Raw genomic sequence first — 21,070 nt, forward strand, 5'->3', positions numbered from 1 at the left:
CTGCGGAGCCACTCTTTCACGCTCTACTGGGTTCGATCCCGAGCCAGGATGCGTTCGAGGTAGTCGAGATCCTCGCGGAGCATCGAGATGGCCCGCTCGGGCCCCTCGGGTACGACGGGCTTGCCGCTGTCCTGAGCAACGGTGCGCAGTGCCATGTCGGCGAGTTGAGTGGCCACGCTCCGATCGGCGTCGGGGTCACCGCTCTGGTGCCACCACGCGACCCAGTTGAGCATGCCGATGATGCCGAGTGCCGCAGTGCGCGGATCGACCGGCCGGAATTCCCCTGCCTTGACACCACTTTCGACGACCGTCACGAACTCCTTGAGCACGTGTCGGCGACTCTGCTGGTATGTGTGCGACATCTCCTCGGGGAGATCGGCTTCCGATCTGATGATGAGCTTGAAGCGGTCGGCGCTCTGGGCCTGATTCAGTGCGATCGCGGTCGCCATCTTCCGCAGCTTCTCCGTGGGCCCGAGGTCGGATCGCTCGTTGATCTCGTGCAGAACTGCCGCAGGCGTCTCGGTGCTCTCACTGATGAGTCGCGAGAGCAACTCGTCCTTGTTCGCGACGTAGTGGTACAGCGCCGGCCGAGTGAGGCCGGTGGCGTCGGCGATGTCCTGCAGGGTTGTGCTGGCGAAACCCTTCTCCGCGAACAACCGCGTGGCCTGGTCGAGAATCTGCTTCTCGACCAGCTCCCGACGCGGGTTGCGCGCCGATCCCCGTGGTGAGTCCTCGCGTGTCATGACCGAAGAATAACCGTCGCTCTCGTCAAGGACCGACAGACACGAGGTGGGTGCGCGCACCGACGAGACCTGCCACCGCGTCGGGCAAGCACTCCTTCGGCACGTCGACGACGACGAGTGCGCCGGTGTTGCGCATCATTCGCTCCGCGACATCGAGACGAGTGAGGACGTGATCACGCTCCTCGGACCCGGTCAACCACACCGTTGAGCTCGCCTTGGCCTCGTCGACGACGGCCGTCGCCTTCTCGTTCCATGCAGACTCGACGTCCACGGAGACCACCGTCGTCGTCGGATCGTTGCGAAGATCGGACGGGGCGAATCGGTCGGGGAACGACCGCCCACCGTGGTCGATGGGCCGCGAGAGGATCCACCGAGATACGTCGACGGGAACCTCCGAGTCTGCCGGGACCTGTGCGTAGCTGGCAATTCCCTTCCACGCCACCTCGGGGGCGGAGTCGAGAAACCGCTCGAGACCGACCTTCCCGGCGCGCGTCATGTACGCAACCATGAGCTGGTCCACGGGTAGATCCATCCGCTGAGGGAAGGACTCCCACCACTGTTCACTTCGCACCGCGATCTGTTGGAGGTGGTCCACCGCGGGGCGACGCACCCGTTCGTACTCGGCGAGGGCTTCGTCGACCGTCGCAGCCGACGCCAGTGCGGCATCGAGGGCGATGGCGTCCTCCATGGCGAGCTTCGTTCCCGATCCGATCGAGTAGTGGGCTGTGTGGGCGGCGTCTCCGAGAAGAACTGTGTTGTCCACCGCCCACTTTCGGCACTTGACGGTTCGAAACTGCATCCATCGAGTCCTGTTTCCGATGAGGCTGTGATCCTGGAGTGTCTCGGAGAATGCCTTCTCGAGGTAGCGCAACGACGCCTCGTCGCTGTCGGCCGGATCCGTGGCAGCTGTCGTGACGTCGAAGCCCGCCCGGTGCCACGTGTCGAGATCGGTCTCGATCAGAAACGTACTGCGATCTGCCGCATAGGGATACGCGTGAGCGACGAACGTGCCGTGCTCGGTGGTGACGGGCACGAAGATGGCACTCGGCAGTGCGAAATCCGTTCCGCACCAGAGGTAGAGGCCGGTTCCGGTGGAGATGTCGGCACCGAATCGGTCGTCGGACGTGCGTGTTGCGCTGTTGATTCCGTCCGATGCGATCACGAGGTCGGCATCGAATTCCTTCGGCTCGTGGCGTTCGCCGAACACGAGCCGAACTCCGGCGTCGCGTGCTTGCTCCTGCAGCACGGACAGCAATCGGGCACGGCCGATCGCGAGGAGATCGCCGTGGGCCAAGCGTGCCGTCCTGTCGCCGACCTGCATGGACATCTCGTGCGAATAGGATTCGGCCACAATCGCATCGAGAGATCTGGCGTCGGCCTGCCGAAGGTTGCGTTGCGTCCGTGACGCCAGCCCCACTCCGAACCCGAACGTGGTATCCGGTGAACTCTGCTCGTATACCGTGATCTCCGCGTCGGGATTGGACAGTTTCAACAGCCGTGCGGCGTAGAGCCCGCCCGGGCCTCCGCCGATCACTACGACGCGGTCGAGTTTCATCGTTGCCTCTCGAGCTTCGCGGCGATGTCGAGCCGCAGACGCTTCTTGTCGATCTTGTTGACGTTGGTTCGGGGAAGCTCGTCCACCCATTCGAGACGTTCGGGCCACTTGAACTTGGCTACGCCGAGCCCCATGAGGTGTTCCTGTACGTCGGCCATCGTCAATGGCACCCCGTCGGTGACGAGATATGCGCACGTCTTCTCGCCGAGTCGAGGGTCGGGCATCGCGACCACGGCCGCGGAACGAACGGCTGGGTGATCGAGCAGCAGCAGCTCCACCTCCTCGGCGTTGATCTTCTCGCCGCCTCGGTTGATGAGGTCCTTGATCCGCCCCTCGATCGTGACGTACCGCTCGCCTGCGACGACGGAGATCGACGCCAGATCGCCGGTCCGGTAGAAACCGTCGGAGGTGAAGGCAGTTCGATTGTGTTCGGGGGCACCGAAATACCCGGTGATCGTGTACGGACCACGGCAGCACAATTCCCCGACTTCCCCGTCGGGCAGCTCGATCTCCGTACCGGGATCGAGGATGCGCACCTCGTCCTCCGCGCAGACCGGGGTGCCGACGGTGGCTATCCGGGCGTGGCGGGGAGCGGCGACCGGGGTGACGGTGAGCAACCCCTCGGACATTCCGAACAACTGACCCGCCCAATGATCTCGACCGTCGTCGACGCGGTCCATCAGTGCCGGTGACACTTTGGCACCGGACAGGATCACGTGCCGCAGACGCTCACGCACGCGATCGAATTCGGGACTCGACACGGCCTGGTAGTGACCGTGGCCGATCAACACCTCGGTGGCTTCCGCGCGTTCCATGAGGTCGAACGCCGATCGGACGTCGGCGGTCGCGAGTACGAGACACGCGCCGACCGAGTGCGAGGCGTGCAGACCGCAGGCAATCCCTGCGTTGTGGACGATGGGAATCAGATGGGCGACGCGGCTGTCCGATGTCCACTCGAGCCGTTGGGCGTACATGAGTGCGTTGTTCCAGTACTCGGCATGGATCCGCGGAATGACCTTCGGTACTCCCGTTGTCCCGCCGGACAATTGGAAGGCAACGACGTCCTCGGGATCGGTCTCGGCCTCGATGGCGTCGACGACTGCTCGGGCCTCGGTGGGGTCGATGCCCTGCCCGAGGTCCTCGAGGCGCAGCTCGCCACCCTCCGCTGCCCCGACTGTCACAACATGGCGAACGGTCTGGCTGCCCGCGGCATGCTCGTGGGCGAACGAGACCAGATCGAACGACCCCCCACCGGCCTCGACCACATGTGCGACCGCGCCCACCGCGGCACCTATGTGCGCGATCTCGTGCATTCGGTGCGCGGCAAGTGTGGCGACCGGAACGAGCCCGGCCTTGATGCAGCCGTACCAGGCCAGCACCGTCTCCAGCCGGTTCGTCAGCTGGAACAGCACAGGGTCCAGGCGCGCCAGACCCAGTCCAACCAATCCGGCGGCGATGGCATCGGTACGACGGTCGAGTTCGGCGAAGGTCATCGATCCCTCGGCGCTGATGATCGCAGGCCTGTCGGGATACCGAAGTGCGACGTCTCGAAACCGTCGGCTCGTGGGCAGTGAACTCCACGAACCGCTCTGCCGGTAGTGCTGCGCGCGGTCCTTCGGGTATCCCACCAACCTGCCGTCCCAGTCCGAGTGGGCCGTCTCGGTGGTCACCGTCATCGCTGGGCCACCGCAGGAAGCAATCGAGAGATCTCCAACGAATGATCAGGGTGGTCGGCCGGGACGATTCCCGAGTACACGGCCGTCCAGCATCCCGGGCAGCACAGTTGGCGGAACACGATTGGCGTGTCGACGTACTCGGCCGGGTCCGAGGTGACCTGCGGCCCCGCGGCCGAGGACGGACCCTCGTAGCGAGCCAGATCCAATACGCCGCTGGTCTTCTCGTCACCGAGCAATCGACCGCACTGTGCGCAGGCGATGACCCGAACGTCCCCGACGGTCACCTCGGACAGGTTGTCGTCGAGCCGCCTGGCCAGCGAGAGATCCATGATGGGAGCGTCGGAGTGCTGGGTGGAACGCGTGCGCCGTTCGTCGATCATGTCCCGACGTCGTCGTGCAGTTGCTGCCTCGTCCACCTTTCCCCCGTCGATCACCACGCCGTAGACGATGTTCGCGCCCTCCGCGGTGACCTTGCCCTCGCGTAGGTCCACCACGACGGCCTCCGGATCGCGATGCAACGGATCTCCGTAACCGCCGCCTCCCTGCCAGTGCATGTACAGCACCTCACCGGGAGCGACGTAGCTTTCGGCGTAGCACGCGCCGAATTCCTTTCCGCCGCCCAGCTCTTCGAGGGCCCCGGGGATCTTTCCCGCTGCGAACTGCTCGATGACGTCGGTACTGCGTGCCAGGATTTCGAGTCCGGTGTTACCCGGGTATCCGCCGGCGAGACCGTTGTTCTGCGCCACGGCCTTACCCGCCGAGGCGAGGACGAGGCCCATCGGGAGCGAGGTGCCGTACGGCGTGACAGCGAGCGATGCACTGACGCCACCGCGTTGACGACCGGGTCCACCGGAGTCGGGCTCTTCACGACGCCACAGCGTGAGCAGCGGGTAGAGGAACTCGGTCATTTCCGTATCGGGGATGCGCCCCATCGGAATACAGAAGAGTCCGCCGGTGTCCATGCCGTCTGCGGTCGGGCGCGCACCGTAACCGCCTGCCATCGGTTCCATCATGATGTTGAGGAACGGAACGGGTTGTTCTCCGCGTTCGTCGAGGCCTGCGATCACGGCGGTGTCCCAGGTGCCGCAACATGCAGCCTGCACGCTCTTGCCGAGGTCCACCGATCGGTCGAGCATCTGCGACAGGCATTCGGCGATGAGGGTTCCGGTCAACCACGCCGGTCCGATCGGACCACGACTGACGGCCGCCGGGAAGCTCGCGTTGTTGATGGTGCCCTCTTCGGAGACCAGGTCGAAGCATCGCATCAATCCACCTGCGGACCAGGGGATGTCACCCGCGAGGATCGGAAGCAACGCGAGCATGACGCCGCCGCGCATGCCTGCGTAGGTGCAGTTGATGACGCCCGTCTGCTTGTCGGTGCCGGTGAAGTCGAACGTGAGATGGTCGGCGGTCTTGCTCATCGCGACGGTGATCTTGTGCACGTCACGGTCGCCGGTGTGCGACTGGTCCTGGTAGCCGGTGGCCTTCCAGGTCCCGTCGGGCAGCGACGAGAGTTTGCTGCGCAGTCGGCCTTCGGCGTCGGTCATCATGCGCTTCATGACGGCCTTGACCGTGTCGGCACCGTACTGCTCGATGACGGCGAGCATGCGATTGCGTCCGACGGTGTTCGCACCGATCTTCGCCCGCAGGTCGAGCCCGACCAACATCGGAACTCGGGAGCGTCGCACCCAGAGATCGGCGATGTCGCGCTGGAGCTCGTAGTCGCGGACGACCTTGACCGGTGGAGTCGGAAGCGATTCGGAGAAAACATCTTTCGCGGACGGGTCGAACGACCCGAGTCCGGAACCACCGAGGTCGGGTTCGTGGCAGATCGCGCTGGTCCAGGCGAACAGCTTGCCCTCGTGGAAGATGGGTTGGTAGACGATGACGTCGCTCTGGTGCAGTCCCCCGCCGACCCATGGGTCGTTGCAGAGGAACATGTCACCCGGCGCGATTCCTGGGTTGGCGGCGCGATGTTGCAGGGTCCAGTAGATCGCCAGGTCCACGGCTCCGACGAGCATGGTGTTGTAGAGGCCGACCTGAACCTCCTGTCCCAGTTCGTCACTGATCGCGAAGTCGAAATCGTTCGCATCGGTGACGATGGGTGAGCCCGACATTCGTTTGAGTGCCTCGCCCATCTCGTCGGTGACCGACCAGAGTCGGTGGCGGATGACCTCGTAGGTCAACGGATCGAGGTCGTCGATCTGCTGCTGCGTGACGGTGTGCACCGGCAGGGTCGGTGGGAGGGTGCGCGCGAGAGCGTCGGGATCGACGGGGCGGGACGAGAAGATCTCGGACCCGGGGATTGCTGATGTCATGGTGAGGTTCTCCTGTGGTCTCAGCCGGCGACGATGTTGAGGTTGCCGAGGCGGTCGACAGTTCCGGTGGTGCCGTGCGGGACGACGACGGTCGTCGTGGGGACTTCGACGATGGCGGGACCGGCGAGGACGTGCCCGGCAGCGAGCTTGCTGTAGTCGTAGATGTCGGTGTCGACATAGCCGATTCGACCGTCCAGGTTGACTTTTCGGGAGCCGATGCGGGCCGCCGATGCGTCGGCGGAGTCGGCCGACTTCAATTCGGGCAGAGTCGGCGAGAACGGCAGCACGCCCGTCGCGCGAACGCGATAGGTGATCGCCTGAATGCCGGCTTCGCGGAATCCACTGTCCTTGCCGTACAGATCTGCGTACCGCTGCTCGAAGAGGTCCGAGGCATGGGCGACACTCGCCGAGTCCAGCGAGCCTCCTGGAACGGTCGTGGCCACCTCGGCCAGCTGCATCGTGTACCGCATGTCGATTTCACGTTCGACCTCGACGGATGTGAAATTCAGACCCTGCCGACCGAGGGCGTCGCGCACCCGCTTCTCGAGGCTCTCGAAATTGGCCTCGGCGCGGGCCGGATCGAGGGGCATCGCGGCCGGGTCGGACAGCTCGGCCGCGAGCACGATGTTCGACGACGCCAGGCCGTAGGCCGAGAACGCCGACGCCACCTGCCCGAGCGGAACGATGACCTCCTTGACGCCGACCTCGGCGGCATACGCGGCGCAGTGCGACGGTCCGGCTCCGCCGAATGCGTAGAGGACGAAGTTGCGCGGATCGTGTCCGGCTTCCACCACAGTCTTGCGCAGGAGATCGCCGGTCTGCGCGTTCTGCACGGCGTAGATCGCAGCCGCCGCATCCTCGATCGACAGACCGAGCGGTTCCGCGATTCGGCGTCGAATGGCCTCGCGCGCAAGCTCTTTGTCGAGTGGTTTGCGACCGCCGAGCAATCCGCGTTCGGGGAGGATGCCGAGGACGAGGTTGGCATCGGCATTGGTGGGTTCGGTGCCGCCCTGCCCGTAGCAGGCAGGGCCGGGAACCGCCTGGGCGCTGTGCGGTCCGATCTGGAGGTTGCCGCCTGCATCGACCCAGGCGATTGCGCCGCCGCCGGAGCCGATTGCGTGTACCTGGAGGGTGGGCACGTTGATCGGGTGGTGATTGATGATGGTGCTCGACGCGCGCACCGGCTCACCGTCGACGACGAGTCCGACGAGGAAGGTGGTTCCGCCGACGTCGGTGGCGATGATGTTCTCGTGTCCGAGCTGCTTTCCGAGCGACACGGCTCCGACCACGCCGCCGGTCAACACGGATCCGACTGTGCTGATGGCGTTCTTCGGGGCCTCTCCTGCGGCAACGGCACCGCCGTTGCTCTGCATCACCAGCAGTGGGCCGGCGAGGTCGAGGGCACGCAGCTTCTTCTCCAACGAACCGAGGTAGTCGCGCAGTCCCGGACCGATCTGAGTGCTCATGATCGTGGTCGCGTTGCGGGCGAACTCACGGATGCGCGGGCTCACCTCGGAGGACAGCGAGACGAACATCTCGGGCGCGATCTCGTGCACCAGTTCACGAATACGCTGCTCGTGCACCGGGTTACGGAACGACCAGAGCAGCGAGACCGCAATGCCGGAGACGCCGTCGTCGACGAGGCTTCGGATGGCGACGCGCGCGGACTCCTCGTCGAGGGCAACGACGACATTGCCGTCTCGATCGAGCCGTTCGGTGACCTCGAGCGCATGCCGCTTGGGAACCAGACCGTGGGACTTGCTCTGCCCCAACACGTTCTGCAGTTGCTCGGGCGATCCACCGAGGTAACGACCCTCGACGTTCATGATGTAGATCGAATCCCGATGCCCCTTGGTGGTCAGGAACCCGACCGGCGGGACGTTGCCCATCACCAGTGCATTGAGCGAGGACGTGGTGCCGTGGGCGATGTGGTGGGTGTTCGCGAGCATTTCCTGCACCGGGCATCCGAGCTGCTCGGCCAACGTTTCGAGAACGTCGATGACGCCCTGGGAATAGTCGGGTGGAGTCGAGGGCGCCTTGGCCGCGACCACGGTGCCGGAACTGTCGTCGAGTACTGCATCCGTGAACGTTCCGCCGACGTCCACTCCGATCACATAGGTCATGCCGGTGTGCTCCTTAGGTCCGAGTCGAAGACGTTCTGGCATGTGAGAGCGAGGCACCCTCGAACACTGCTTACGTCTGCGTCGAGTATTCGACGTTACCGACGACATGTCAAGCATGAATGTGAGTGCTGTCACCTCCCTCGGCTCTGTCCGACTCGATACTGCCGTTCACTTCCGCTGGTGAACGCCACTTGACGAATCATCGCAAACGTCGAATACTCGTCATCAACGTCAAATACCGAAAGGCAGTGCATGAGTACTCACCGTGTGGGCTTGGTCGTTCCGAGCTCCAACGTCACCGTGGAAACGGAGATGCCGGCCGTGTTGGCGCGACATCGCGAGGCACAGTTCTCGTTCCACTCCTCGCGCATGCGTATGCAGGCCGTGTCACCGGAGCAACTGCGAGCGATGAACGCCCAGCGCGAGCGGTGCATCCTCGAATTGGGTGATGCCGGAATCGACGCCGTTCTCTATGCGTGTCTCGTTGCCCTGATGGTCGCCGGGCCAGGGGAACACCAACGCGTCGAGGGGCTCATCGCAGAACAACTCGCCACGGGCGGATCCGATGCCGCTGTCCGGTCGAGCGCAGGCGCTCTCGTGGAAGGCCTGCGCGCTCTGGACGCGAAGAGCATCGTTCTGGTGACGCCTTACATGCGACCGCTCGCGGAGAAGGTCGTGGAGTACATCGAGGCCGAGGGAATTCGCGTACTCGATTGGCGTGCGCTCGAGGTGTCCGACAACGCCGAAGTCGGCTGCATCCCAGGCGAACGAGTGATGGACGCGGCGCGGTCGTTGGATCTCACCGGCGCCGATGCGCTGGTGATCTCCGCGTGCGTACAGATGCCGTCGCTACCGCTCGTTCAGGCCGCCGAGGACGAATTCGGCATCCCCGTTCTGTCGGCCGCAACGGCAGGTGCCTACAGCCTGCTCCGTGCGCTCGACCTACCCGTCGATCTACCGGACGCCGGCTCACTGCTCCGAGCCGACGCAGTCGTCACTTCGTAGATCGTCACTTCGTAGAGAGGAAATCTCCATGTCCGACTTGCCACACAAGGTTCGGGGCGTCGACCACGTCGCCTACCCCACATTCGATCCGGCGGCGACGGTCGAGTTCTATCGTGACGTTCTCGGCTTCCCCGTCGTCCATTCCATCTGCGCAGCAGGGTGGGGCCCGGAGAAGCACCCCGATTTCATCCACTTCTTCTTCGACATCGGCAACGACGACCGTCTCGCGTTCTTCTACTACTTCGGTCTCGAACCGTTCGACGGTGGACCACAGGGTGATTCGTATTCACGTTTCGCCGAGGACGTACCGATCTTCTTCATTCGCTCGCGTCACCTGGCGATTCACGTCGACAGCGAAGAAGACCTGATGGAGTATCGACGACGGCTCGACGGCAGCGACTGGCCCGTGGAGATGCAGATTCAGCACGAGACGATCGAGTCCATCTACACCCACGATCCCAACGGCTACATGATCGAGCTCACCCGCGCGATGCGTCCGGTCACGCCGCAGGAAGATCTCGACGCGAATCTGACGATCGACGCCCTGATCGACGTCGTTCGCGGACCCGACCCGAGTATGGCGAACCTGTTGACCCGCAAGGCCGAGTTGATCGTCGAACGTGCGGCCGACTGGTCGGCCGAGAACGAGGTGGGGGTGTCGTGACCACGTTGTATGTCCTCGACATTCCGGAGAACACGACGATCGCGTCGGTTGCGGACGTCGATCCGGCCGTGCGCGTCGACCACGTCGGCCCGTACTTCCGCATAGTCTCGGACGGGGAGATCGTGATCGATCGTCGGGCCACCGGATGCAGGCACGCAGTCTGGTACAGCAGTGTCTCGGGCCTGTCCGACTCTCGAATCACGCAGTGGGACAAAGACGCTCTGCGCGTCGAGGCATCATGACTCTGGCCCGACTCGGGGCCGGTCGCTACATCGACGCCGCCGAGGCACCGAGCAGCACCGTCACCTCGGCGCACGAGCTCACCACCGCGGACGGTGCCAAGGTCAGCGGTGTGTTGCGCACGGTCCCTGGTGCCGAGACAGTCGTTGCCTTGATGCACCCGAGACAGGACCTGACGCATCACGTTCTCGTGCCCGAGCTGCTCGCCCGCGGATATGCGGTGTGGACTCAGGGAACACGTTCGGTGAACAACGACATCTCCCTGGTACACGAGCAGGCATTGCTCGACGCAGCCGCCGGGCAGGTGTTCCTCCGCTCACGCTCGTTCGATCACGTTGTGACACTGGGACACTCCGGTGGAGGCACACTGTTCGCGTTCTATCACGAGCAGGCCGGTCTCGCGCCGGAGCATCGACTGACGGCCACCCCGTCCGGTCGGCCGATCGACCTCGCATCCGCGGACATGCCGGTGCCGGATGGAGCGATCTTCATGGCCCCGCACCCCGGACAGGGCGCGCTGCTGCTGCGACTGATCGATCCGTCCGTCGTCGACGAATCCGACCCCATGTCCATCGACCCGTCGCTCGACCCCTTCGCTGCAGCCAACGGATTCGTCGACGCACCCGAAAGCTCTTCGTATTCGGAGGCTTTTGTCGGCCGATATCGCACCGCGCAACGCGAGCGCGTCGCTCGGCTGGACGGACTCGCGCGATCACGGGTCACCGAAGCATCCGACGCCCGACGGCGTTTCAAGACAAGCGGTGATCCTGCCGACCGTCGAGATGCGTTGGCACCGCGCATATTGACCGTCTATCGCACCGACGCCGACCTCCGGTTCACCGACCTGTCACTGAGCCCCAACGCCCGACCCTACGGTTCACTGTTCGGCCGACGGCCGGATCTGACGAATTACGGGCTCGTCGGATTCGCGCGCCTGTCCACGCCCGATGCCTGGTTGTCGACGTGGTCCGGTCTGAGCTCCAACGCCGACTTCGTTCGGTGCGCACCGTCGGTGACGGTCCCGTCGTTGTTCGTCGAACTGACCGGCGATCAGGCGTGTTTCCCGGAGGACGCGTCGAGGATGGTCGAGGCTCTCGGCTCGGTCGACAAGACCCGCGTGGCGATCGAGGGCACCCACTTCGGCGGCCCCATTCGCGACGGCGCGCCCACCGGCGCTTCTCTGGCCGCCGCCGACATCGGTACCTGGTTGTCCGAACACTTCATCTGACCCTCCTGCGAGCGGAAATCCATGTCACGTAACACTTTTTCTCCCGTGGTCGCACTCTGTCTGGCGGCGCTGACGCTGGAGGGGTACGACCTTCTGATGTACGGAACGGTGGTTCCGTCGCTCCTGGCGTACGAGCCGTGGGATCTGGATCCGGCGACCGTCGGGGTACTCGGATCGGTGGTGGGTGTCGGCATGCTGATCGGAGCCCTCGCCGCGGGCAGCGTCGCGGATCGCTGGGGTAGGCGACGGGCCTTGATCGCCGCGGTCGCGTTGTTCTCGGCCGCAATGGGATGCTGTGCGATTGCACCCTCACCCGAGATCTTCGGAGCAGCACGATTCGTGGTCGGCGTAGGAGCAGGAGTGTTGATGCCGACCGCTGCATCGATGCTGATCGAATTCTCCCGCCTGGAGACGAGGGCACGAACGGTCGCACTGGGCTTCGTGGGCACCAGTGTCGGCGGTATCGCGGCGGGGATCTTGTCGCTGTGGCTCGTCCCGGCGTTCGGCTTCCGAGCAATGTTCGCAGCAGGAATGATCCCGGCGTTGTTGATTCTGCCGATGATGGTCGGATATCTCCCCGAATCTCCGGCCTTCCTGACCTCACGAGGCAGGAGCGCTGTCGCACAGTCGATCTCGATGCGCTACGGACTCGAGGAAACAGTGGAGAATTCCGATGGTGACCCGACATCGACGGATCGCGGAATCGGTGCACTGTTCACCGCGAGCCGAGCGCGAGTGACATTGTCCTTCTGGGTGATGACCCTGCTGTGCCTGCTCGTGTTGTTCGGTGTCGCGACCTGGTTGCCCGCTGTGATGCGATCGGCCGGGTACCCGCTCGGAGCAGCGCTGTCCTTCCTGCTGGTACTCAATGTGGGCGGTGCAGTAGGTGCGCTCGGCGGTGCTTACCTGGCCGATCGGTTCGGTATCAAACCGGTGACCACCCTCGGATTCCTGTGTGCAGCGGTGTCGTTGGCATTGATCGCGACCACTCCCCCGATCGGGATCGTGTACGTTCTGGTGCTGATCGCAGGAATGGGTACGACCGGGACGCAGATCCTGCTGAACACCTTCATCGGTGGTTACTACCCCGTGTCGTGTCGGACCACAGGGCTGGGCGTCGCACTGGCGGTGGGGCGATTGGGCGCAATTGTGGGTCCCACTTACGGCGGACTGTTCGTCGCCGCCGGTGCCGGAACCAGCACTCAGCTTCTGGCTTTCGCCTTGCCTGCAATCATCGGAGCCGGGGTGACGATCCTGATTCCGACGGGACGAAAGCTGCGTAGCGGCCAGGCGTCGACGTCGGAAGGTCGACTGCATGCACCTGACGCAAGATGATTCCGCTGATGATGGGATTCACTTGCCGGTCCATATCGGATCGCGCTTCTGCATGAAGGCCATGATTCCCTCTATGGTGTCCGCCGAACGGCTCAGTGAGTCCAGGGCCTGTTCGCTGAGCTCCCAGCTGCGCGCTTCCGTCTCGATCGCGCCGTCACTGATTCCGCGAGCGACGCGCTTGCTCGCCTGAACCGCGAGCGGTGCGTTCGCGGCGATGACGTCGGCGAGGGCAAGAGCAGCGCTCAGCACATCGGGCTGAGGAACGACCCGGTTGACCAATCCCCACCGAAGCGCATCCTGTGCGCTCATGGCGGTCCCCGTCAGCAGTAGCTCCAGCGCGACAGCACGCGGCAGTGCCGTGGTCAATCTGAATACTCCGCCTGCTCCGGCGATGAGACCTCGTTTGACCTCGGGCAGGCCGAAGCTCGAAGTATCCGCAGCGACAACGAGATCGCCGGCCAATGCAAGTTCGGTCCCACCACCGAGTGCACTGCCGTTCACCGCGCAGATCACCGGCTTCGTGATGTGGTGCTTGACGATTCCGGCGAAGCCCCAGTGCGCGGTGTCCGGTGGAGTCACACCGGCGGGTCCGGCCGTTCCGAGCGCCTTCAGATCCGCTCCGGCACAGAAGACTTTGTCGCCCGCTCCCGTCAACACCACCACTCGAATATCGTCGGTGTTCTGGGCGAGCTCCCAGGCCTCACCCAAACCGCGATGTACATCGGCGTTGATGCTGTTGGCTGCCTCCGGGCGATCGATGGTGACGACGAGGGTGTGTCCCCGCACTTCGGTGAGTACCACTTCGGACACGTCGATCCTCGTTTCTTCGGGCCGTGAGACCCGATAACACTAATTCAGACATTCACTGTCTGCAATGGTTCGGTCGTCTATTCGCTAGCTCAACGCTCGCAGGACGGTGTCGACGATCAATTTCGAGTGGTTCACGGCGGCGCGACCTCTCGCGCCTGCGTGCGCTTGCGCGAACAGTGCGCGCGCCAACACCGCTCCCGTCACGAGTTCGAGCAGCAAAGTCGTCGACGTGCCCTCCGGTAGTTCTCCTCTCAGAATCGCGCGGCGGACGATGCGTCGGGTAGTGACCAGGCGGCTCTGATTGAGAGTGTCGGTGAGATGCGACAACAGGTCCGGATTCACCATCGCGTCGAGAGTCACCCGCAATGAGACCAAGCCGGAGAGCTCTCCGTAGCCCACGGCCAATTGCTCCGCGAGTTCGATCAGGTCCCCGCGGACCGATCCGGTGTCGATCGGCGTGGACAGCGGCGACCGGGCTTCGAGCGCTTGAACCAGTAGCTCTTCCTTGTCGGCCCAGCGGCGATAGAGCGCGGCCCTGCCGACCTTGGCCCGCCGCGCAACTGCATCGAAGGTGAAGCCTCGCCAACTGGTTTCCCAATACACCTCGAGCACAGCGGCATACACGCGATCCTCCATGTCCACGTCACGGGGCCGTCCTGGTCCGCGCGAAGACTCCTGAGACATGACTGCATCCTCTCACTCGTCTGCCGACCGAACGCGACGCTCAGCTGCAGAAGTCCACGGCAAGGTTCCCCTCGTTGTCCACCAAGTCGATTCGGCGTCCGATTGTCGATTCGTTCCGCCCGGACACGAGGTCGTGGAGCCTCGCTGCGAATTCGCGTCCGGCTCGGCCCGCCACCCGCGCCCCGTCTTCTGTTGATGCAACGACGAACGCTTGCTCCGGCAGACCGCTACGGTCGCACGTGACCGTAGCGGTCTCGATCGTCGCCTTGCCCGAGTAGCCGTGCGCAACATGTGCCGGCGTGCCCGAGGAATCCACCGGCTCCGGGTCGCCGATGTACCCATCGCGGTGAGCCGTCGTGGACAGCAGCACCGCATGCTGATACGTCAGGTAGCCGCCGTTGGCATGAACCAACGCGACTCCGGAGTTCTTTCGCAGAAGCCGCGTCGACTCCGCAACGGCGTGGAGCGAGTAGCTGCTCAGCGGCCCACCGAAGAACGAATGTCCGCCCAGGACGGTGGGAGTCGACCCCTCGGCCAGACCGAGCTCGTCGGCCAGAAGCTCCGGCACGATCGGGAAGCAGCTGTACGCGTCGACGAATGCGAGGTTCGCGCTGGTGAGATCGGCCCTCGACAGAGCGCGTTGCACGGCCGCGCGGAGAGCCGGGGCGTCGTCGAACACCGGGCGCGCCAACACATCCGGATTGTCGACCGCACCCGCACCACCCCACAGGTACACCATCCGATCCTCTGCAACACCGGCCTCGCGAGCGGCCGCCAGCGAACAGACCATGACCGCAGCTGCTTGGTCGACGAACGGCATGGCGTTCATCGATAGTGGATAGCAATCGGACACAGACCGGTTCGACGCAGAAACAGTGCCGATGTCCTCCGGCGTGCGAAAGACCGGGCTCCAGGCAACGGGATGTTCGGCCGCGATTGCCGAGAAACGAGAGTACATGTCGGCCGATTCGCGCAGAGCCTGTTCGGGGGTCAATCCACGGCTGTGGGCGCGGGCGTTGGCAAAGAGCGGGTAGATCTGTACCGGTGCCAAGATTCCTGCTCGCTGCATTTCGGCGCTGCCGAGGTCCTCGGGCGAGAACGACGGAGGGCCTCCCGGTGCGGTGGTCCAACCCGATTCGCCGGGGTCCACACCCGCCTTCGTCAGAGCACGGACGGAGGCCTGCGCCTCGCCGCCCACCACCAGTGCTGCAGTGCTACGCCCCTCGGCGATATCTCGGCCTAGCTGGTCGAGTAGGCGCGCCGGGTGGTGCCCACCGATCGTGCTGGTCGAACTGGATGTGAGGGTGACGCCCAGCCGCTCGGCAACCAGGGACGGAAGGTCGTCGTAATTCCAGCTCGTGGTGCGAACAGCGTGCACAGCGTCGAGCTTCTCTTTCAGGCCGTGTCCGCCGGCGTCGTCGATCGCTGCGTCCACAGCGCGCAGAACGAGCTCGAGAGGTTCGATGGCGCTCTGTGAAGGCCCGGCACCTGTGAATTTCAGGTCACCCACGCCCACGATGACCGGGACGCGCTCCGCAGTGATGGACATTCTCACAGCATATACAGACAGAAGCTGTCTGCAATCCGCCCGCCGATCGCCAACGCCACACCCGTAACCGGAGGATTCGATCGGCCCGACGGTTCGTTTTCGGCGGCTCGGACCGAGTTCGGACGCTCTGCGTATCAACTCCCCATGCGCCTTACCTGGTGATTGACATCACAGGCACCGGCGGCTATCTTTCAAACTGACATCAGTTCAGTTTGACAGAGTTGCGGTTGGTTCGAACTCGCACATCGAGTCGGCGATCGGATGTCGACCGACTCAACGTCATACGACGACTCGCCGAGTCCGCGGGAAGTCATCGACGTGCCCCGAAAGGAACCCAGGCATGAACAAGTTCAGGACGACGATGGTTGCCGTGGCGGCGACGGCTGCGTTGGTGGGCCTCACCGCATGCGGGGGGTCGTCTTCCTCCGCATCCGCTCCGGTCGAGGGCGATTGGGACGCAGTGATCGCTGCCGCGAACGAGGAGGGCAGCGTCATGCTCTACTCGAGCCAGAAGCCGGCCAATCTCGATGCTCTGACAGCAGCTTTCGAGGCGAAATACCCGGAGATCGACATGGAATACGTGCGTGGCACCGACTCGGAGATCAACCCCAGGGTCGAGACGGAGAACCGAACCGGGACCGGTATCGCCGACGTCCACATGACGACCGACGCGTCGTGGATTCAGAACGCCGCCGAGTCCGGAAAGTTCTCGACCGAACTCGTGGGCCCCGATCTCGATGCGGCAGCGTTCGATCCGGCCAAGAGCGTGATGAACGATCGATTTTTCTTGACCAGTGCTGCGGTATTCGGGCTGGGTTGGAACACTGCGGCCGTCCCGGACGGAGTCAGCGCACCCGAAGACCTGATCGACCCGAAGTTCCAGGGCAAGATCGGCATCGTGAACCCCACCGGATTCGCGTCGTACGTGGATCTGTACAAGTACTACGCCAAGAACTTCGGGGCGGACTACTGGAACCAGATCGCCGAACTCTCGCCGCGGGTGTACCCCAGCGCACTCGCAGTGGCGCAGGCCCTCACCTCCGGTGAGGTGACGGTCAGTCCCATGGTGCAGCCGCTCGTCACCGAGGTTGCCGCAGGCGCACCGGTCGATTGGGCTCTGCCCGACAAGCCGTGGGGAACACCCTGGTACTCGGAGGTTCTCAGCGCCTCGCAACACCCCAATGCAGCACAGGTGCTTGCCGACTTCATGGTGACCGCCGAGGGGCAGCAGGCGTTGAACGGCGGATATGCAGCGGTCCTTCCCGACATCGAGGGTGCGGTCGCGCGAGCTCAGGACATCGCATCTCCCGACATCGACGAACTGACTCCCGAGAAGGTCGACCAATACTCCCAGGAATGGCAGACCCTGTTCCAGGGCTGAACCTCTACTGCTCCCGACGTCGCCTCGGCGCACGAAATGCACTGTGGCAGCCACGAAACACCAATACTCCGAAAGTGAGTACGCAATGACCTCTCGATTCGCGGTCTCCGGACTGACGAAGACCTATGGTGCCAACGTCGTCGTCGACAGTCTCGACCTCGAGATCGAGCAGGGCGAATTTCTGGTCCTGCTCGGTCCGAGCGGTTGCGGCAAGACCACGACCTTGCGGTGCCTCGCCGGGCTGGAGACCCCGCAGGGTGGTTCGATCTCGTTCGCGGGTCGGACGGTGTTCGACGCGGCGTCGAAAGTTCATGTCCCCGCGCACAAGCGAAACATCGGCATGGTGTTCCAGTCGTATGCACTGTGGCCACATATGACGGTCGCCGAGAACATCCGATACCCGTTGACGGTGCGCAAACTGAAGAAGGCAATAGCCGACGGTGCGGTCGAGACGGCCGCGAACATGGTCGATTGCGGTGCTTTGCTCGACCGGTACCCCTCGCAGCTCAGCGGCGGCCAGCAGCAACGTGTCGCGGTCGCTCGCGGGCTCGTGGCGCAACCGGATCTGGTGTTGTTCGACGAGCCCCTGAGCAATCTCGATGCGCGCCTGCGAGATCAGGTTCGATCGCAGATTCACCAATTGCACCAACAGCTCGGTTTCACCGCTGTGTTCGTCACTCACGACCAGTCCGAGGCGTTCGCTCTCGGCGACCGACTCGCAATCATGAAGGCCGGGAAGATCGAGCAGTACGACGAGCCCGAGCACGTCTTCGAGAACCCGGCATCGGAATACGTCGCCGCGTTCATCGGAATGGGCAATCGACTCGAACTCCACCGCGGCCACGGCGGCTGGGTCACCAGCGGATCCGACGTCATCGACCTACGGACTGCAACGATCCGAGAGCGTGCCGACGAGGGCACTCGCGCGGTGGCCAGGTTCCGGCCGGACGACGTGCTGTTGCACGACACTGCCGAGCAGGTGCCGACCGGAAACATTGCCCTGCACGCAGAACTCGTGACGTACGAATACGGCGGTCGGTACTTCGACGTGGCGGTCAAGACCGGCGACGAGCAGCTGACACTGCGCGCTGTGGCCGCCGAACACAGTGCGGCCCTGCGGCGCAGCAAGCCCGGACAGCCGGTACTCGTCAGCTTCGCGCCGTCGTGTCTGCGGGTGTTCGCGCTGCCCGACGCGTCGTCGGCCGCGAGCTCCGAGCTCGTCGGTTCCGCGGGAAAGACCGCGTGATGGCAACGCTCGTCGACGTCGAACGTCCCGAGTCAACCGAGACGGCCGGCAAGCGCTCACTGACGATTTCGCCGAATTGGCGGGCGCGAATCGGGTACGCCGCCGTTCTCGCCGTGTTGGCCTACCTGGTCGTACTCCCGATGGTGCGTCTGCAGATGCTCGCGTTCGAAGACGGAGCTGCCGGATACCGAAGTCAGTACGGCCGCTTCGACATCGGCGTCACCCTTCGAACCACGGTGGCGTTGGCGCTGGGTTCGTTGGTCATCGCGATGGTCCTGGGAACGCTGCTCGCCTTCGCTGCGAGCAGGCTTCCTGCCAAGCTCGGTTGGCTTCGCGTCATCCCCATCCTGCCGATCGTGATGCCGGCGGTAGCGAGCGTGGTGGGGTGGGCATTCCTGCTCTCCCCCGGGCCCGGTTACCTCAATGTTCTCCTTCGACTGTTGCCGTGGTGGAGCGGATCGGACAGTGGCCCGATCGACGTGTACACCGTCCCGTGGATCATCGTCCTCACCGGCTTCGGTCTGACGTCGTTCGTATACCTGTTCGTCAGTTCCGGCATGCAGAACATCAGCTCCGAGCACCTCGAAGCGGCCCAGGTCAGCGGATCGTCCACGGTGGGAATCTTTTTCAAGATCGTCCTCCCGTTGCTTCGACCGTCCCTCATCTACGGCGGCGGCATCGCGCTGCTCCTCGGACTCGGCCAGTTCACCGGCCCTCTCCTGTTGGGTGCGAACACCGGCGTCAAGGTGCTGACCACCGAGATGTACCGCCGGGTGTCGGAGTCCCCGTCGGACTTCGCGGCGGCAGCGGCCGCGGGTTCTCCGCTGGTGATCTTCGGACTGGTACTGGTGCTGGCGCAGAAGGCGTTGCTGGGCAACCAGACTCGCTTCGTCACGCACGGCGGCAAGGCATTCGCTCCCTCCACCGGTAAAGCCACGTGGGCCACGGTCACCATCGTCGTGTTCGCGCTCTTCGCCTTGGTCATTCCGCTGGTGGGTCTGATCATCGTCTCGTTGACGCCGTACTGGTCGGGATCGTTGTCGCTGAGTCTGTTGACGCTGGACAACTTTCGGGCATTGATGGATACGACGGCGGTGGTGGAGTCGGTCCTGACCAGTGTACTGACCTCGCTGGGGGCAGTCGCGATCTGCATTCCGCTCGGATACCTGATGGCAAACCTTCTCGTCCGCGGTCGTCGGTTCAGGATTCTCGCGCTGATCGCAGACCTCATGACCGCACTGCCTCTCGGCATCCCGGCCGTGATCTTCGGCGTCGGATTCCTGCTCACGTACACCGAGCCGCCGTTGATCCTCTACGGAACCAGAACGGTGATCATCCTCGTGTACATCGTGCTGATGCTTCCCTTCTCGACGAGGATGCAGATGACGGCCATGCTGTCACTCGGCAACACGTACACCGAGGCGTCGGCCACCAGTGGTGCGTCCCCGTTCGTGACGAATCTCCGAATCATGTTGCCGCTGATGCGTCCGACGATCCTCAGTGCGGTCGCGCTGATGTTCATTCTGCTGACCCATGAGTTCGCTGCATCGCTTCTCGTGCGAGCGTCGACGACCCAGGTGATGGGCACGTTGCTGTTCGACATGTGGCAGAACGGCTCCTATCCGCTCGTCGCCGCGATGGCCTTGCTCATGACTGCCGTCACCACGATCGGTGTCGCCGCGGCGATGCTCGTCGGCGGCCGCAACGTGCTCAGCAAGCTGTGACGGGCGGGCAGTCCCGGCTCCAGGACAAGGTCGTTCTGGTCACCGGCGCAACCGGAGGGATCGGTACCGCGATCGCCGAGCGGCTGGCCTCGGAAGGCGCGGTGCTCGTGGTGACCGACGTCGACGGGGCCGCATGTTCCGCACTCGTGGCCGACCGGGCCGACAGCGAACGCCATCTCCCGATCGCCCTCGACATCACCCGAGAAGATCAGTGGCACACCGCTGTCGAGGCCGTGGCCGCGCAGTACGGCCGGCTCGACGCCGTGGTGAACAACGGTGCCATCGGTAGCCTGGGAACCGTCGTCGACGAGGATCTCGACCGATACAACCGAGTCGTCGAAGTCAGTCAGACGGGGACGTGGCTCGGAATGAAGCACGCGGGTGCATATGTCGAACGGTCGGGCGGAGGCTCCATCGTCAACATCTGTTCCATCCTCGGCAGCGTCGGCGGCCTCGGCAACAGCTTCGCCTACGCCGCGGCCAAAGGCGCTGTGCGCACCATGACCAAGAATGCAGCCCTGCACTGGGCCACCAAAGGTGTCCGCGTCAACTCCATCCACCCCGGCTTCATCGGCACGGCGCAGCTGCTCGAACGCTACGAGGGGTCCGAACGGCACGCCGCCATGATCGCGCACACCCCGATGGGTCGATTGGGAACCGGGGCCGAAGTGGCTGCTGCCGTTGCCTTTCTGGCCGGGGACGACTCCACGTTCGTCACCGGGACCGAGCTGTACGTCGACGGCGGCTGGACCTGCGACTGATCGATCCGGCAGGGCTGTCGGCGACGAT

At 64.2% G+C, this 21,070-nt stretch carries 17 protein-coding genes; 9 read left to right on the top strand and 8 right to left on the bottom strand.

Annotated elements, in window-relative coordinates:
- Positions 1–23 precede the first annotated feature (23 nt).
- The 5 genes from CH251_RS26630 to CH251_RS26650 are packed head-to-tail and all read right to left on the bottom strand — an operon-like array spanning position 24 to position 8,415.
- Positions 24–743, bottom strand: coding sequence for a TetR/AcrR family transcriptional regulator (locus CH251_RS26630; protein ID WP_045196172.1), 720 nt, complete (start codon positions 741–743; stop codon positions 24–26).
- Between the two features lie 25 nt (positions 744–768).
- A complete protein-coding gene (locus CH251_RS26635) occupies positions 769–2,298 on the bottom strand; it encodes an FAD-dependent monooxygenase (RefSeq protein ID WP_094615725.1) in 1,530 nt (509 codons plus the stop codon).
- Positions 2,295–3,974: a (2,3-dihydroxybenzoyl)adenylate synthase gene (locus CH251_RS26640; protein WP_094615726.1), complete on the bottom strand. Its 1,680-nt coding sequence runs from the start codon at positions 3,972–3,974 to the stop codon at positions 2,295–2,297. The genes CH251_RS26635 and CH251_RS26640 overlap by 4 nt, the downstream gene beginning before the upstream one ends.
- On the bottom strand, positions 3,971–6,292 hold the full coding sequence (locus CH251_RS26645; protein ID WP_094615727.1) for a hydantoinase B/oxoprolinase family protein: 2,322 nt from the start codon (positions 6,290–6,292) through the stop codon (positions 3,971–3,973). The genes CH251_RS26640 and CH251_RS26645 overlap by 4 nt, the downstream gene beginning before the upstream one ends.
- 20 nt (positions 6,293–6,312) lie before the next feature.
- On the bottom strand, positions 6,313–8,415 hold the full coding sequence (locus tag CH251_RS26650) for a hydantoinase/oxoprolinase family protein (RefSeq protein WP_094615728.1): 2,103 nt from the start codon (positions 8,413–8,415) through the stop codon (positions 6,313–6,315).
- 252 nt (positions 8,416–8,667) lie between these two features.
- On the opposite strand from CH251_RS26650, the gene CH251_RS26655 reads away from it, so the two are divergent.
- From CH251_RS26655 to CH251_RS26675, 5 genes are read left to right on the top strand one after another with little or no spacing between them, the layout of a single operon-like run.
- Positions 8,668–9,420, top strand: coding sequence for a maleate cis-trans isomerase (locus tag CH251_RS26655; protein WP_094615729.1), 753 nt, complete (start codon positions 8,668–8,670; stop codon positions 9,418–9,420).
- Positions 9,421–9,448: 28 nt separating this feature from the next.
- Entirely contained in the window at positions 9,449–10,084 is a 636-nt protein-coding gene (locus CH251_RS26660; RefSeq protein WP_037192410.1) for a VOC family protein, read from the top strand.
- On the top strand, positions 10,081–10,326 hold the full coding sequence (locus CH251_RS26665; protein WP_094615730.1) for a hypothetical protein: 246 nt from the start codon (positions 10,081–10,083) through the stop codon (positions 10,324–10,326). Before CH251_RS26660 ends, CH251_RS26665 begins: the two co-directional genes overlap by 4 nt.
- On the top strand, positions 10,323–11,552 hold the full coding sequence (locus CH251_RS26670) for an alpha/beta hydrolase (RefSeq protein ID WP_094615731.1): 1,230 nt from the start codon (positions 10,323–10,325) through the stop codon (positions 11,550–11,552). Before CH251_RS26665 ends, CH251_RS26670 begins: the two co-directional genes overlap by 4 nt.
- 45 nt (positions 11,553–11,597) lie before the next feature.
- Complete coding sequence (locus tag CH251_RS26675; protein ID WP_256979325.1) at positions 11,598–12,887, top strand: MFS transporter; 1,290 nt, start codon at positions 11,598–11,600, stop codon at positions 12,885–12,887.
- Between the two features lie 18 nt (positions 12,888–12,905).
- Here CH251_RS26675 and CH251_RS26680 read toward each other — a convergent pair whose 3' ends face one another.
- From CH251_RS26680 to CH251_RS26690, 3 genes are all read right to left on the bottom strand, one after another.
- Complete coding sequence (locus tag CH251_RS26680) at positions 12,906–13,697, bottom strand: enoyl-CoA hydratase-related protein (protein ID WP_094615733.1); 792 nt, start codon at positions 13,695–13,697, stop codon at positions 12,906–12,908.
- An 84-nt stretch (positions 13,698–13,781) separates the two neighbouring features.
- Positions 13,782–14,381, bottom strand: a complete 600-nt coding sequence (locus tag CH251_RS26685) for a TetR/AcrR family transcriptional regulator (protein WP_094615734.1) — start codon at positions 14,379–14,381, stop codon at positions 13,782–13,784.
- Positions 14,382–14,421: 40 nt separating this feature from the next.
- Positions 14,422–15,930: an acetyl-CoA acetyltransferase gene (locus tag CH251_RS26690; protein WP_094615735.1), complete on the bottom strand. Its 1,509-nt coding sequence runs from the start codon at positions 15,928–15,930 to the stop codon at positions 14,422–14,424.
- A gap of 340 nt (positions 15,931–16,270) precedes the next feature.
- Here CH251_RS26690 and CH251_RS26695 point away from each other — a divergent pair, with 340 nt between their 5' ends.
- The 4 genes from CH251_RS26695 to CH251_RS26710 all read left to right on the top strand — a co-directional run bounded on the left by CH251_RS26695 (position 16,271) and on the right by CH251_RS26710 (position 21,042).
- The gene (locus CH251_RS26695; protein WP_373454993.1) at positions 16,271–17,311 is read left to right on the top strand and encodes an ABC transporter substrate-binding protein; all 1,041 of its coding nucleotides are present in this window, start codon (positions 16,271–16,273) and stop codon (positions 17,309–17,311) included.
- An 85-nt stretch (positions 17,312–17,396) separates the two neighbouring features.
- On the top strand, positions 17,397–18,557 hold the full coding sequence (locus CH251_RS26700; protein ID WP_094615736.1) for an ABC transporter ATP-binding protein: 1,161 nt from the start codon (positions 17,397–17,399) through the stop codon (positions 18,555–18,557).
- A complete protein-coding gene (locus tag CH251_RS26705; protein ID WP_094615737.1) occupies positions 18,557–20,281 on the top strand; it encodes an iron ABC transporter permease in 1,725 nt (574 codons plus the stop codon). Before CH251_RS26700 ends, CH251_RS26705 begins: the two co-directional genes overlap by 1 nt.
- Positions 20,278–21,042 carry an SDR family NAD(P)-dependent oxidoreductase gene (locus CH251_RS26710; RefSeq protein WP_094615738.1) on the top strand — a complete coding sequence of 255 codons (765 nt, stop codon included), beginning with the start codon at positions 20,278–20,280 and terminating at the stop codon, positions 21,040–21,042. The genes CH251_RS26705 and CH251_RS26710 overlap by 4 nt, the downstream gene beginning before the upstream one ends.
- Positions 21,043–21,070: the final 28 nt, after the last annotated feature.

Source organism: Rhodococcus sp. 06-462-5 (genome assembly GCF_002258315.1).
Taxonomy (GTDB): Bacteria; Actinomycetota; Actinomycetes; order Mycobacteriales; family Mycobacteriaceae; genus Rhodococcoides.